Raw genomic sequence first — 13,693 nt, 5'->3', positions numbered from 1 at the left:
CACCTTAATTTTCGATAATGAACAATTCCAAAAAAATTACATCTGCTTTAATTTCCGTTTTTAGCAAAGAAGGACTCGCCCCGATTGTTAAAAAACTACACGAACAAAACGTAAAAATCTACTCTACCGGAGGCACCGAAAAATTCATTAACGATCTTGGAATCGAGGTAATTGCAGTGGAAGACATAACAGACTACCCTTCTATTTTGGGCGGTCGCGTGAAGACACTTCACCCAAAAGTTTTTGGCGGAATTTTAAACAGACAGGACCATCAAGGCGATGTTGCCGAAATGGAACAATACAAAATTCCCCAGATTGATGCCGTGATTGTGGATTTATACCCTTTTGAAAAAACCGTTGCTTCGGGCGCTTCGGAAGCAGACATTATTGAAAAAATTGATATTGGCGGAATTTCCTTGATTCGCGCTGCTGCAAAGAATTTTAAGGATACCATTTGCGTTTCCTCAGTTGAAGATTACGTTGAATTTTTGGAATTGATTTCTGCAAACAATGGTGAAATTTCGTTGAAAGACCGCAAGCGTTTTGCCGCAAAATCTTTTAATATTTCTTCAAACTACGATACTGCAATTTTTAATTATTTCAACCAAGAAGAAAAATTACCTGCGTTTAAAATAAGCGAAACTAACGGACAGGAACTTCGCTATGGCGAAAATCCGCACCAAAAAGGTTTTTTCTTTGGGAATTTTGATGAAATGTTCACCAAACTTCACGGAAAGGAATTGAGTTACAACAACCTTTTGGACGTTGACGCAGCAGTAAATTTGATGAACGAATTTAAGGGCGAAGCGCCTACTTTTGCAATTTTAAAACACAACAACGCCTGCGGAATTGCACAACGCGAAACCGTGCAACAGGCCTATATGGCTGCTTTGGCGGGCGATCCAGTTTCAGCTTTCGGAGGAATTTTAATCAGCAATGTGGAAATTGATGAACCAACCGCAAAAGAAATAAATGACCTTTTTTGCGAAGTGGTAATTGCCCCTTCTTTTTCTGCAAAAGCACAGGAAATTTTAGAAGGAAAAAAGAATCGAATTTTGTTGATTCAGAAAGAAATAACACTACCTTCAACAACCGTGAGAACTTGTTTAAACGGCGTTTTGGTACAGGATAAAGACAATATTACCGACAGTGCTGAAATTTTAACGCACGCAACAAACAATAAACCCAATTCCGAAGAGTTAGAAGACTTGTTGTTCGCTTCAAAAATTTGCAAGCACACAAAATCGAACACAATTGTTTTGGCAAAGGGTAAACAACTTTGCGCCAGCGGAACCGGCCAAACCAGTCGCGTTGATGCGTTACGGCAAGCAATTGAAAAAGCAAAAGCCTTTAATTTTAACCTTGAAGGAGCTGTAATGGCAAGTGATGCTTTTTTCCCGTTTCCCGATTGTGTGGAAATTGCGGACAACGCAGGAATAACTGCTGTAATTCAGCCCGGAGGGTCAATCAAAGACCAATTGAGCATTGATTATTGCAACAAAAATGAAATGGCAATGGTATTTACCGGAACGCGCCATTTTAAGCATTAAATTTTATTACATTTGTTAAAACCAAACCTAACACGTTAACCCTCAATACCACCAATTTAAACTATGGGATTTTTTGACTTCCTGACTGAAGAAATAGCAATTGACCTTGGTACCGCAAATACCCTTATAATCCATAACGATAAAGTTGTTGTGGATGCGCCATCAATTGTTGCACGCGACCGAACTACCGGAAAAATAATCGCCGTAGGCCGCGAAGCCGCGATGATGCAGGGAAAAACACACGAAAACATTAAAACTATCCGTCCGTTAAAAGATGGGGTAATTGCAGATTTTGATGCCAGTGAAAAGATGATAAACATGTTTATCAGCGATATTCCAGCGTTGAAAAAGAAATGGCTAAAACCTTCTCTTCGAATGGTTGTTTGTATTCCCAGCGGAATTACCGAAGTAGAAATGCGAGCCGTAAAGGAAAGCGCCGAACGCGTTAACGGAAAAGAAGTTTATTTGATCCACGAACCAATGGCAGCAGCTATCGGTATTGGTGTTGATATTATGCAACCCAAAGGAAATATGGTTGTGGACATAGGAGGTGGAACTACAGAAATTGCCGTAATCGCTCTTGGGGGGATAGTTTGCGACAAATCCATAAAAATTGCTGGTGATGTTTTCACCAACGATATTGTTTATTATATGCGAACCCAGCACAACCTATATGTTGGAGAACGTACTGCTGAAAAAATAAAAATCCAAATTGGTGCCGCAACGGAGGATCTTGAACTTCCACCGGACGAAATGGACGTGCAAGGTCGCGATTTGCTTACAGGGAAACCGAAACAAGTTCAAACTTCTTATAGAGAAATTGCAAAGGCATTGGACAAATCCATCCTTCGAATTGAGGATGCGGTTATGGAAACACTTTCGCAAACTCCGCCGGAACTTGCGGCAGATATTTACAACACCGGAATCTATCTTGCCGGCGGTGGATCGATGCTTCGCGGACTCGACAAAAGGCTTTCGCAAAAAACCGATCTTCCGGTTTATATTGCTGAAGATCCCTTACGCGCAGTAGTTCGTGGAACTGGAATTTGCTTGAAAAACCTAGCCAAATACAAAAGCGTGTTGATTAAATAATTTTTTCAGAAGAAACCTTTTCCCTGAAAAACTTAAAAGAATAGTTGCCCATTTATGGCGTTGCTCCCATTAGAAAGCAGAATATTTTAACCCCAAATAGCAATGCAACAGATTATATTTTTCTTCATTCGGAATAAAAATTTCCTGTTGTTTGCCGTGCTTTTTACTATTTCTGTAGCGCTCACCATTCAAACCCATAATTATCATAACAATAAGTTTATAAGCTCTGCCAATTATATAACAGGCGGGGTATATACTTTTAGAAATAATATTACCGACTATTTTTCATTAGGAAAAGAAAACGAACAGCTGCTTCAGGAAAATTTAATGCTTCGTAAAAAGCTAGAAGAATTTAAGGAAAAAGTAGTTTTAGAAAAATTGGACAGTACCGTTATTCCAAACAAATACGAATATTTCACAGCACGGGTAATCAACAATAATTACTCCAAAACCAAAAACCAACTTACGCTGGACAAAGGCTGGAAAGACAGTATAAAAATTGATTTAGCCGTAATATCTTCCAAAGGAATTGTTGGTATTGTAAGCCAAGTTTCTGAAAACTACGCAACAGTTCAATCAATTCTAAATACCCAAAGTAGAATTAATGCGAAACTAAAAAACTCTGGAGATTTTGGTTCGCTTATTTGGGACACAAAAAATCCAAACATAGCACAGTTGATAGATATACCTCGTATTGCTAAAATTGAAAAAGGTGACACAATCGTAACTGGTGGAAGATCTACTATTTTTCCCGAAGGAATTTTAATTGGCACCATAAAAGATTTTCACCTTGACAATGATGACAATTACTACTATGTGAATATTGATCTTTTCAATGATATGACGAGCCTTGAACATGTTTACTTAATTGAAAATAATGATGCTCAAGAAATTATAGAACTGGAAAAAGGAGTGGAAGATGAAGAACAATGATATTATTGTAAATATCGTTCGGTTTATTGTACTTGTTTTTCTTCAAGTACTGATGCTTAACAATATAAATATTGCAGGCTATATAAATCCATATTTATATATATATTTCATTTTAATGTTTCCCTTAGACGGAAATAAAGGGCTTTTAATCTTTTTGAGTTTTCTTTTGGGACTTTCTATAGATATTTTTGAAGATTCCGGAGGAGTTCATGCGGCTGCCTGTGCGTTTATAGCTTACATTCGACCAGTGGTTTTAAAATATTCATTCGGGGTTAGTTATGAATACAACAGTGTGAAAATTAAAAAAGCCGACCCAATGGAAAGGCTTACTTATATAGCTTCATTGGTTTTTATGCATCATTTTGTGATGTTTTCTTTGGAAATTTTTAGCGTAAAACATATACTGCTACTATTAAAATCTACGTTGTTTTCAGGGATATTTACCATAATATTGATAGTGTGTACCATGATTTTGTTCAATAGAAAATCTACATGAGAAAAGTTGTTCTTTTAGCATTGGTTCTTATAAGTGGCCTACTCTTTACGGCCAGACTTTTCTATTTGCAGGTTTACGATGCTTCCTCAGACTCACTTGCCCAAAACAGTGCTATTAAGGTAATGTATGACTATCCGCAAAGAGGTTATATGTTTGATAGGAACAATAAACTTTTGGTTTCAAATCAGCCGTCATATGATGTGATGGTAATTCCTAAAGACGTGAAACCTCTGGACACTTTAGAGTTTTGCGGTTTGCTAAAAATAACCAAGGAAGAATTTAAAGAAATATTGCACAAAGCGCGGGTGTATTCACCACGACTTCCTTCAGTAGTGCTTCCACAGTTGAACAAGGCTGATTATGCTTCCCTTTCAGAAAAAATGTATAAATATGAAGGATTTTACATCCAAAGGCGTTCCCTCCGCGAATATCAGGTAGATCATTCAGCGAACGTAATGGGCTACATTGCAGAAGTGAACAATGCCATCATAGAAAAAAACCCGTATTATCAAATGGGCGAACTCATTGGTACCGCCGGAGTTGAAAAGGAATATGAAGATGTGCTTCGCGGTATTAAAGGAGTGAAATATATTCAAAGAGATCGTTTCAACAGAGATATTGGCCCCTATAAAGATGGAATTTTTGATACGCTACCAGAACGCGGAAATGACGTTCAGTTAACCATTGACGCAACGCTTCAAAAATACGGTGAAGAATTAATGATTCACAAACGCGGAGGTATTGTGGCCATTGAACCAGATACCGGAGAAATACTCGCACTTATAACTGCACCAAGTTATGACCCTTCCCTTTTGGTAGGCCGCGACCGATCTAAAAATTTCACCAAATTGTGGTATGACACTATTGGAAAACCATTGTATGACAGGGTTCTAATGGGTGAATATCCTCCGGGATCACCTTTTAAAACGCTAACCGCACTTGTAGGTCTTCAAGAAAAAGTGGTTGACACTCTAGATAGATTTTATTGTTATCGAGGCTTCAGATACGGAAATAGGACTTTGGGTTGCCATAACCATCCATCTCCTCTTGCTATGGTTGGCGGAATTGCCAATAGCTGCAATGCTTATTTCTGTAACGTTTATAAAAGAATCATTGATAAATACCCAACGCCTCAGGAAGGTATTGATGCTTGGAGAAAAGATTTAATGAGTTTCGGGCTGGGTGACTTTTTGGGCTACGATCTACCAAGTGGAAAAAGAGGCAATATTCCTACTTCAAAATATTATAACAAAATACACGATTTTCCAGCACATAACTGGTCTTCATTAGCAACAATCTCAAACGCTATTGGGCAGGGAGAAGTATTGCTTACGCCTATGCAGATGGCCAATTTTACAGCAGCTATTGCAAACCGAGGTTATTATTACACGCCTCATATCATTAAAAACATTGTTGGGCCTGATACCATTCCGCAGAAATTCAAAGAAAAACATTACACCACAGTAGAGCCTGAAAACTTCAAACCAGTTGTGGAAGGCATGTATCAAGTTTATAAGCGCGGTACTGCATCATCGATACAAATTCCAGGAATTGATATTTGCGGAAAAACGGGTACCGCTGAAAATTTCACAAAAATCAATGGAAAACGCGTTCAACTTACAGATCACTCTATCTTTGTTGCCTTTGCTCCAAAAGACAATCCAAAAATCGCTATCGCTGTTTTTGTTGAAAACGGATATTGGGGATCACGCTGGGCAGGGCGAATTGCGGGCCTTATGATTGAAAAATATCTAAAAGGAGAAATAACCCGAACCGATATGGAAAAATATGTGCTGGAAGGAAGCTTGGAAGCAGAATACGCCAAGCCATATAGCGGACAACCTTTTTCAATAAACCACTAATGGCAGCAACAAAAAGTTACGTCCGTTTTGATTGGTTAATCATCTTTATGTATATCGCTTTGGTTACTATGGGGTGGATCAATATTTATTCCGCTTCTCTTAGCGATAGCGCTAAAGGTTTTTTTGATTTTGACCAAATTTATGGCAAGCAGATGATTTGGATAGGCTTAAGTGTCATCATAATTATTTTTGTTCTCGCCGTTGAATCTAAGTTCTATGAACGTTTTGCCAGTGTTATCTATATAGTATCCTTAATATCCCTCGTGGGGCTTTTCATTCTTGGAAAAACAATTGCTGGAGCCACCTCCTGGTATGATTTCGGAGGGGTGAGTATTCAACCCAGTGAATTTGTTAAGGCTACCACTGCTTTGGCGCTCGCAAAATACGTCAGCGATATTCAAACAAACATGCAAGACTTCAAACATCAAATGGGAGCTTTTATCATTCTTGCGCTACCCGCAATATTGATTGTTCTTCAGCCTGATCCAGGGAGTGCACTAATTTATGCGGCTTTTGTTTTTCCACTCTACAGAGAAGGTCTTCACGGGGTTTATTTACTGTTGGGCCTATTTGGTGTTATTCTTTTTGTGTCAACGCTAGCTTTTGGTGCGGTTTGGGCTGCGGTAGGAGTTGTATTATTAGCTGGAATTCTTTTTTATAGAAATCGAAGAAAGCGCCCCAATATAATGAAATATGTGCTTATTGTTACTAGCTGTATTGCTTTTGCGTTTTCAGTAAGCTATATTTTTAACAATGTTTTTAAGCAGCACCATCGCGATCGTTTCAATATTGTTTTGGGAAAAGAAGTTGATGCCCGAGGAATAGGCTATAATACAAATCAAAGCGAAATAGCAATTAGCAATGGCGGTTGGTTTGGAAAAGGCTGGACACAGGGAACACAAACCAAAGGAAACTTTGTTCCCGAACAACACACAGATTATATTTTCAGTACCGTGGGTGAAGAATGGGGCTTTTTGGGAAGCATGATAGTTGTTTTACTTTTTGTTGGGTTAATAACACGAATTATTTATCGAGCTGAAAAACAAAAAAACCAGTTTGGAAGAGTTTATGGATATAGCGTGGCCGCAATTCTTTTTCTACACTTTTTTGTGAATATTGGAATGGTAACAGGAATTTTTCCAACGGTTGGTATTCCGCTACCATTCTTTAGTTACGGAGGTTCTGCACTTTGGGGCTTTACTATTTTACTGTTTATTTTCGTGAAATTGGATGGAGCGAATTATCACTACTCTTAAATCCAAATCGAAATCGAAAACGAAATCGAAAGTAGAAATCGAATCTATATCACTACTACAAACTGCCACTGCGACTGCGACTGCGACTGAAACTGAAACTGCGACTGAGACTGCGACTAAAAAACTATCTCCTCCCCCAAGCTTTTAAATCTAGCATTTGTTCCAAATTATTTTCAATGGAATCTGGCAACTTCGGAAAAAAATCAATTCCTGTTTTGGCTTCAATTTCATCTATGGAAACAGCGTATTCATAAAAAGATTCACTCGAAGCCTTATTCGGAATTAAAAACGCAATGGCTTTATAATTTCCGCCGGAAACATCCACGACTATTTTATAAAATTCGTTCGGAACCGAAACATTTTCATCGCCAATAGTTTTCATTTTTCCTTTTAAAACGCCACCTGTCACAACATAAACGCCATCATATTTTTCAGCCCAATAGCGAACTTTTTGTTCCAATCGGTTCCAAATTCCGGCATTAAAATCATGATCTTGCGGACTGATATTACTCGTTAAAAAAGTTTCATTGTATGCTTCAAAAGAAATCCTTCTATCGCCCGCTGGACAAAGATGGCCGCGGTCATAACCAGAGTTTTTATAATTCCGCCAATCAGCCGATTTGGTTTTCACTTTTTTATCCTCAATAAAATAGGGCCGTTCAAATTCATTTTTTAAAAGATCGCTTTTAGCCAGTTCATAAGCCACCCACTCTGCCTGTTCGTCTTTTTCGGAATAGGAAAGGGTGAAAAAGTTGTGTTTTACGATTTCTCCCGTTGTTGAACTGGGTAGAAACGAATCATCAAATTCTTTAGAATTTCGTTGTATTACTTCGGAAGAGTCAGCAACTGAAGTATTATCTTTTTCAAATAAATCGTCAGCATAATAAAGTACAACTGTTACGATGATAATAACTATAGGGTAAATGTATTTTCGGTTCATTGAAGTTTAATTAATCATTTCTCACATCCATTGCATCGCGCAATGCATTCCCAATCAACATAAACGCGGTGACCAAACTCATAATGGCCAATCCGGGAATGAGGGCAAGATAGGGTTTCCCCAAAATAATATAGGCGTAATGATCTTTAATAATCCCGCCCCAACTGGGCATTGGTGGTTGTGCGCCTATTCCTAAAAACGATAATCCGCTTTCAATTAGAATTGCTCCTGCAAAATTAGCTGCAGAAATGATGATAACCGGCGCCATACTATTTGGCAAAATGTGTTTTACAATTATTCTGAAATCATTAAAACCCAAAGCTCTTGCGGCGGTAACATATTGCATCTGTTTTACGCCCATTACCCGCCCTCTTACCACGCGAGCGACTTCTACCCACATTGTGAGCCCAACGGCTATAAAAACCTGCCAAAAACCTTTCCCAAGCGCTAAAGTGATTGCAATTACCAAAAGCAACGTTGGAATCGACCAGGTAACATTGATGAGCCACATAATTGCGGCATCCACTTTTCCGCCAAAATAACCTGCAATGGCGCCCATCGTTATTCCAATTACCAAAGAAATAAAAACAGCGACAAAGCCAATAGCCAACGAAATACGAATGCCTATAAGCATTCTGCTCAATAAATCGCGACCGTATTTATCCGTCCCGAGCAGGAATTTTTTTTCTGAAATGTATTTTCTGGGAATTTCATCAACGGAATTTGTTTTAGGAAAAAGTGAAAGTGCATATTCCTTTTGAAGACCGTCAGTGCCGTCAGGTGTATATTCAGTTATTTCAATTGAATTTTCAGTCAGAGAATATTTTGAGATAGGGACTTCCGTATCTGCATTTTTCTTTCCGAAGAAGAAGACAGAGAAAGGATTTTGGCTTTCAACTGCACTGGGGATTGTAAGCATTTTTACAGAAAACCCTGGATTTTTGGAATGTATTGAAAGATGCATTTGGTTTGCATTTTCAGAATTATCTGGAGCCAAAGCATACGCAAAAATTGCAACCAAAACACAGAGCGCTAAAAAACCCAAACTAAAAACGCCCCAAAAGTTTTTTTTGAACTTTTGGAGCGCTATCTGGGTTAATGAAGTGGAGTTTTTCACACTTCAAATTTAGTAAAATTTAGCTTGTAACATTAAGAAACTAGCAATGCCTTCATCGTTTTATTAATTTTTAATGTCAGCCACTTTTCCAGCTTTAATGTTATTGAGCTTTAAATCTTCCAGCACGTGGACAGCTTCTTCAATATACATATCCTTGCTTAGGTTTTTGTGCCATCTTTTTCGTTTTTCAGACAAGATTGTGTCCTGTTTCATCAATTCTGTCTCATATGGTAAAGATTCAAAACTTAGTTGATTGTCATAATTGTCGATAGCATCAAAACGCTTAGTTTCTTTTTTGCGTTGTTCAATTTCGGAACTATATTCATTATAATTGAGATTTACTTCTTTTTCATCTCTGCGTTCCTTTATCCATTTCGCGTTATCATCAATTAATTTCAATTGTTCGTTTTGAGCCATTCTTGCTTTGCTTTTTTGAATGGTTTCGTCATAATCTATATAACCATCCCAAACAGTATATTTTGCGGCATCTATTTTATCATAAGGCAATGGGTTTGGATAATCTCTTTCACCAACGTCAATATAGCTATAACGATCTGGCATTACCACATCGCTTTTCACTCCTTCCAATTGGGTGGAACCACCGTTAACACGGTAGAATTTTTGTGATGTTATTTTCAAAGCTCCCAAATCTCCCATGTCATTTTTGCGAAGCCATTGGTTTAGATCAATTACATTTTGAACCGTTCCTTTTCCGTAGGTTTGCTTGCTTCCAATAATGATGGCTCGTTTGTAATCTTGCATTGCCGCCGCTAAAATCTCTGATGCTGATGCGGAAAGCTCATTCACCAAAATCACCAAGGGGCCATCCCAAACTATTTCGCTGTCTTTGTCTTCGAGTACTTCTTTATTTCCTGCAGAAGCAACCTGAACAACAGGTCCTTTTTTTATGAAAAGCCCTGCAATATCCACTGCAGTTCTTAAAGATCCCCCACCATTGTCGCGTAGATCTAAAACAAGCCCTTCCATCCCCTGTTCTTTCAGACGAATGATTTCTTTTTTAACGTCTGTGGCTGCATTTCTTTCTTTGTAATTCTCCATATCAAAATAGAACTGCGGAAGATTTATCAATCCAAATTTGCGATCATCCTTTTCAATAAATGAAGATTTTGCATAGGTTTCTTCCAATTCAACCACATCTCGAGTAATGGTTTTATCAGAAATGGTTCCGTCAACATTTTTAATGGTCAATGTAACTTTCGTGCCTTTTGGCCCCTTTATAAGTTTCACTGCATCATCAATACGCATTCCCACAATACTTACTGCATCTTTTTCATCTTCTTGCTTTACTTTCATAATGGCATCACCTACTTCAATTTTTTCACTTCGCCATGCTGGGCCACCGCTTATAATTTCGATAACCGTTATATAATCATTTTTCTTTTGAAGTCTAGCTCCTATTCCTTCCAATTTTCCAGACATTTGTAAATCAAATCGGTCTTTATCTGGTGGTGCAAAATAGTTGCTGTGCGGATCGTATTCTTCAACTATGGTGTTTAAATAGATTGAGAAATAGTCTTTACGCTCCAAATCTTTGGTGAAATCAAAATACTCGTCTAATGAGGTTTTTGTTGTTTCGCGAGATTTCTTCTCAAGTTCTGCCAGAGATTTTGGCTCAAAAGGCTCATCGGTTTTGTTCTTGGCTTCTTTGTCTGCTTCAGAAGAATCTATATCATCGCTACTATCGGTAGCTTCTTCAGATGTTGTAATACCCTTCTCTCTTTTCTTTTGATCTTCTACCAAATCATAATAACCAGAAAGGGTTGTAAATTTTAATTGTTGTTTCCAACGTGCTTTCAAGTCTTTCTTGGATTCAGCGTAAGCCAATTTATCATAATCTACATTGATGGTTTCCTTTTCATTAAAATCAAAAGGTTTGCTCAAAACCTCTGGGTATATTTTTTTCACATCCTCCATTCGTTCCTGAAAACGATCATAAACCAAATTGAAAAAAGAAAGGTCTTTGTTTTTTATTTGGTCATCAATTTCGGTTTTGTATTTGCTGAATTCGGCAATATCTGAAGCTAAGAAATATCTTTTTAAAGGATCTAATCCCTTAATGAAGTTTTCATATACATCTGCCGAAAACTGATCGTTAATGTCTTTAGGGTCATAATGCCCTTTTTGAAGTACGTAACTTATAAGGTCTAAAAGTAGTTTGTCTTTATCGGGATCGTTAAATTCCTTGGTAGTAAAACTGCAGGAAGCTACAGAAACAAAAACAGCAAGAAACAAAACTTTAAAATTTTTCTTCATTATGCGCATAGTGGTAGTATATTTTAAGAGTGCCTAAATTATATAAAAAACTTTGCCATTAAAGGATTTGGATACTAATTTTTTGTTAAACAGCTTTTTCCAATTTATAATTCTGAATTCTGACCGTGATGGCTATTGGGACAGAATTAATAAATGTATTTTTGTTTCTTCAAAATTCATAAAAAATCATGTCTAAAAAAAGACCGCTCATTTTAGTAACCAATGACGATGGCATAAACGCCCCAGGCATTAGAACCTTAATTGAAGTAATGAACACGCTGGGCGATGTTTGTGTAGTTGCTCCAGACTCACCACAAAGTGGGATGGGCCATGCCATAACTATTAACGACGCATTGTACTGTAATAGTATAAAAGTGATAAACGGAGACCCACACAAAGAATACAGTTGTAGTGGCACGCCTGTAGATTGTGTTAAGATAGCCGTAAACGAAATTTTGAAACGTAAACCAGATCTTTGCGTAAGTGGAATAAATCACGGAAGCAATAGTTCCATCAACGTAATTTACAGTGGAACAATGAGTGCTGCTGTTGAAGCTGGAACACTCGGCATTCCTTCCATCGGGTTTTCACTTTTAGATTATTCGTTGGAAGCAGATTTCGCACCTTCAAAAAAGTTTGTAAAATCCATCACCGAGCAAGTTCTTAAAAACGGGCTTCCAAAAGGAGTTGTATTAAATGTGAATATTCCAAAATTGAGCGCTTCCGATATAAAAGGTATCAAAGTTTGCCGACAGGCCAATGCACATTGGGAAGAAAATTTTGACAAGCGCACCAATCCTCTGGGACGTGATTATTACTGGCTTACTGGCGAATTTATAAACGAAGACAAAGGCGAAGACACCGATGAATGGGCGCTTCACAATGGATTTGTTTCCGTAGTTCCTGTACAGTTTGACCTAACAGCCCACCACGCATTGAAAGAACTAAACTCTTGGGATTTGTAAATAGATGAATGTTGAAAATTTCAAATGAAATAACATGAAACCACACGTTAAAGAAATATTGATTGGCTTGGTTATAGGCTTGGCGGCAAATATGGCCGGAACCTATTTATACATCTTCTTTTTTTCAAAACTAAGCCTGGAATCAACGCTACAAGCAGCCCTAGAGAATGATTTTCTAGGAAGTTTGATTGCTTTGGGTGCAATTTTAAATCTAATTGTATTTTTTATACTTTTAAAAAAGAATCAATTTTATAGAGCTCGCGGTGTTGTATTGGCAACAGTAATTGCGGCACTGGCAATTTTGATTTCTAAATTTTCATGAAAAAGAAACTTGTTTTACTTTAAACTCATTAACTTAGTAATCCTTTGAAGCGAAAAGCCATAAACTAACAACCATCAACTAAAAATGAGACGTGCAGTTTTTCCCGGAACTTTTGACCCTATTACACTTGGACACGTAGATATTATAAAACGTGCGCTCCCTCTTTTTGATGAATTGATCATAGCTATTGGGGTAAATGCAGACAAAAAAACAATGTTTTCATTGGAAGAACGAATTAAATTCATTGAAAATACTTTTGAAGGAGAAGCCAAAATCAAGGTTAAAAGTTATTCAGGGCTAACCGCAAACTTCTGCATTTCCGAAAATGCACAATTTATAGTTCGTGGTTTGCGAAATACTACAGATTTAAATTATGAACAGCCAATCGCCCAAACAAACTTCCAAATGGCGAAGGTAGAAAGTATCTTTTTAATTTGTTCGCCAGAGGTTTCTAATATCTCTTCTACAATCGTTCGGGATGTTATGCGTAATGATGGCTATTACTCCTGTTTGGTTCCCGCTTCGGTTACAAAACAATAAATTTTCAAAAAATATAAAACAAAAAAACCCTTTCAGTTTCCTGAAAGGGTTTTCAAAGATTTTCTAAAAAGAATTAAAGCGCAGCTACGTGCTTAGCCATGTTCGATTTCAAATTGGAAGCTTTATTCGTGTGAATAATGTTCTTCTTCGCCAATTTGTCAATCATAGAAACAACGCTTGGAAACATAGTTTCAGCCTCTTTCTTGTCAGTAAGTTCTTGGAACTTCTTCATGGCGTTACGGGCGGTTTTGTGCTGGTAACGATTACGCAAGCGCTTTGCCTCGTTGCTTCTTATTCTCTTTAATGCTGACTTGTGATTTGCCATTTTGTTTTTGTTAAATTCTAA

The 13,693-nt window shown here is 37.6% G+C and carries 13 protein-coding genes; 9 read left to right on the top strand and 4 right to left on the bottom strand.

All coding sequences use genetic code 11. The annotated features are described in order from the left end of the window. Positions 1-17: 17 nt before the first annotated feature. From purH to rodA, 6 genes are all read left to right on the top strand, one after another. On the top strand, positions 18-1,550 hold the full coding sequence (purH, locus tag Q2U82_RS08425) for a bifunctional phosphoribosylaminoimidazolecarboxamide formyltransferase/IMP cyclohydrolase (RefSeq protein ID WP_410004436.1): 1,533 nt from the start codon (positions 18-20) through the stop codon (positions 1,548-1,550). Between the two features lie 63 nt (positions 1,551-1,613). Further along, entirely contained in the window at positions 1,614-2,642 is a 1,029-nt protein-coding gene (locus tag Q2U82_RS08420; RefSeq protein ID WP_068761218.1) for a rod shape-determining protein, read from the top strand. A 102-nt stretch (positions 2,643-2,744) separates the two neighbouring features. Next, positions 2,745-3,575, top strand: a complete 831-nt coding sequence (gene mreC, locus Q2U82_RS08415; RefSeq protein WP_410004435.1) for a rod shape-determining protein MreC — start codon at positions 2,745-2,747, stop codon at positions 3,573-3,575. Beyond that, a complete protein-coding gene (locus Q2U82_RS08410) occupies positions 3,562-4,071 on the top strand; it encodes a rod shape-determining protein MreD (RefSeq protein ID WP_410004434.1) in 510 nt (169 codons plus the stop codon). The genes mreC and Q2U82_RS08410 overlap by 14 nt, the downstream gene beginning before the upstream one ends. After that, positions 4,068-5,933 (top strand): penicillin-binding protein 2, encoded by a 1,866-nt coding sequence (gene mrdA, locus Q2U82_RS08405; RefSeq protein WP_410004433.1) that lies wholly within the window; start codon positions 4,068-4,070, stop codon positions 5,931-5,933. Before Q2U82_RS08410 ends, mrdA begins: the two co-directional genes overlap by 4 nt. Beyond that, on the top strand, positions 5,933-7,189 hold the full coding sequence (rodA, locus tag Q2U82_RS08400) for a rod shape-determining protein RodA (protein ID WP_410004432.1): 1,257 nt from the start codon (positions 5,933-5,935) through the stop codon (positions 7,187-7,189). Before mrdA ends, rodA begins: the two co-directional genes overlap by 1 nt. Before the next feature lie 124 nt (positions 7,190-7,313). On the opposite strand, the gene Q2U82_RS08395 is transcribed toward rodA, so the two are convergent. The 3 genes from Q2U82_RS08395 to Q2U82_RS08385 form a co-directional block, all read right to left on the bottom strand. After that, positions 7,314-8,129 (bottom strand): DNA/RNA non-specific endonuclease, encoded by an 816-nt coding sequence (locus Q2U82_RS08395; protein ID WP_410004431.1) that lies wholly within the window; start codon positions 8,127-8,129, stop codon positions 7,314-7,316. 10 nt (positions 8,130-8,139) lie between these two features. After that, positions 8,140-9,246, bottom strand: a complete 1,107-nt coding sequence (locus Q2U82_RS08390; protein WP_410004430.1) for an ABC transporter permease — start codon at positions 9,244-9,246, stop codon at positions 8,140-8,142. Positions 9,247-9,309: 63 nt separating this feature from the next. Further along, the gene (locus Q2U82_RS08385) at positions 9,310-11,520 is read right to left on the bottom strand and encodes a carboxy terminal-processing peptidase (protein ID WP_410004429.1); all 2,211 of its coding nucleotides are present in this window, start codon (positions 11,518-11,520) and stop codon (positions 9,310-9,312) included. A 188-nt stretch (positions 11,521-11,708) separates the two neighbouring features. Here Q2U82_RS08385 and surE point away from each other — a divergent pair, with 188 nt between their 5' ends. The 3 genes from surE (at position 11,709) to coaD (ending at position 13,347) form a co-directional block, all read left to right on the top strand. Further along, positions 11,709-12,485 carry a 5'/3'-nucleotidase SurE gene (gene surE, locus Q2U82_RS08380; protein WP_410004428.1) on the top strand — a complete coding sequence of 259 codons (777 nt, stop codon included), beginning with the start codon at positions 11,709-11,711 and terminating at the stop codon, positions 12,483-12,485. Between the two features lie 34 nt (positions 12,486-12,519). After that, positions 12,520-12,807, top strand: coding sequence for a hypothetical protein (locus Q2U82_RS08375; RefSeq protein ID WP_410004427.1), 288 nt, complete (start codon positions 12,520-12,522; stop codon positions 12,805-12,807). A gap of 84 nt (positions 12,808-12,891) precedes the next feature. After that, on the top strand, positions 12,892-13,347 hold the full coding sequence (gene coaD / locus Q2U82_RS08370; RefSeq protein ID WP_410004426.1) for a pantetheine-phosphate adenylyltransferase: 456 nt from the start codon (positions 12,892-12,894) through the stop codon (positions 13,345-13,347). A gap of 73 nt (positions 13,348-13,420) precedes the next feature. Here the strand turns inward: coaD and rpsT are convergent, their stop codons facing one another. Then, on the bottom strand, positions 13,421-13,672 hold the full coding sequence (rpsT, locus tag Q2U82_RS08365; protein WP_410004425.1) for a 30S ribosomal protein S20: 252 nt from the start codon (positions 13,670-13,672) through the stop codon (positions 13,421-13,423). Between the last annotated feature and the right edge of the window lie 21 nt (positions 13,673-13,693).

The sequence above is a fragment of the Aequorivita nionensis genome, from assembly GCF_046352995.1.
Classification (GTDB): Bacteria; Bacteroidota; Bacteroidia; order Flavobacteriales; family Flavobacteriaceae; genus Aequorivita; species Aequorivita nionensis.
The sequence above is the reverse complement of the archived record's forward strand: the minus strand, read 5'-3'. Positions and strand labels throughout refer to the sequence as shown.

What these genes read in the sequence shown, in the direction of transcription:
- purH (WP_410004436.1), top strand. Translation starts at nt 18, where the DNA reads ATGAACAATTCCAAAAAAATTACATCTGCTTTAATTTCCGTTTTTAGC.
- Q2U82_RS08420 (WP_068761218.1), top strand. Translation starts at nt 1,614, where the DNA reads ATGGGATTTTTTGACTTCCTGACTGAAGAAATAGCAATTGACCTTGGT.
- mreC (WP_410004435.1), top strand. Translation starts at nt 2,745, where the DNA reads ATGCAACAGATTATATTTTTCTTCATTCGGAATAAAAATTTCCTGTTG.
- Q2U82_RS08410 (WP_410004434.1), top strand. Translation starts at nt 3,562, where the DNA reads ATGAAGAACAATGATATTATTGTAAATATCGTTCGGTTTATTGTACTT.
- mrdA (WP_410004433.1), top strand. Translation starts at nt 4,068, where the DNA reads ATGAGAAAAGTTGTTCTTTTAGCATTGGTTCTTATAAGTGGCCTACTC.
- rodA (WP_410004432.1), top strand. Translation starts at nt 5,933, where the DNA reads ATGGCAGCAACAAAAAGTTACGTCCGTTTTGATTGGTTAATCATCTTT.
- Q2U82_RS08395 (WP_410004431.1), bottom strand. Translation starts at nt 8,129, where the DNA reads ATGAACCGAAAATACATTTACCCTATAGTTATTATCATCGTAACAGTT.
- Q2U82_RS08385 (WP_410004429.1), bottom strand. Translation starts at nt 11,520, where the DNA reads ATGAAGAAAAATTTTAAAGTTTTGTTTCTTGCTGTTTTTGTTTCTGTA.
- surE (WP_410004428.1), top strand. Translation starts at nt 11,709, where the DNA reads ATGTCTAAAAAAAGACCGCTCATTTTAGTAACCAATGACGATGGCATA.
- Q2U82_RS08375 (WP_410004427.1), top strand. Translation starts at nt 12,520, where the DNA reads ATGAAACCACACGTTAAAGAAATATTGATTGGCTTGGTTATAGGCTTG.
- coaD (WP_410004426.1), top strand. Translation starts at nt 12,892, where the DNA reads ATGAGACGTGCAGTTTTTCCCGGAACTTTTGACCCTATTACACTTGGA.
- rpsT (WP_410004425.1), bottom strand. Translation starts at nt 13,672, where the DNA reads ATGGCAAATCACAAGTCAGCATTAAAGAGAATAAGAAGCAACGAGGCA.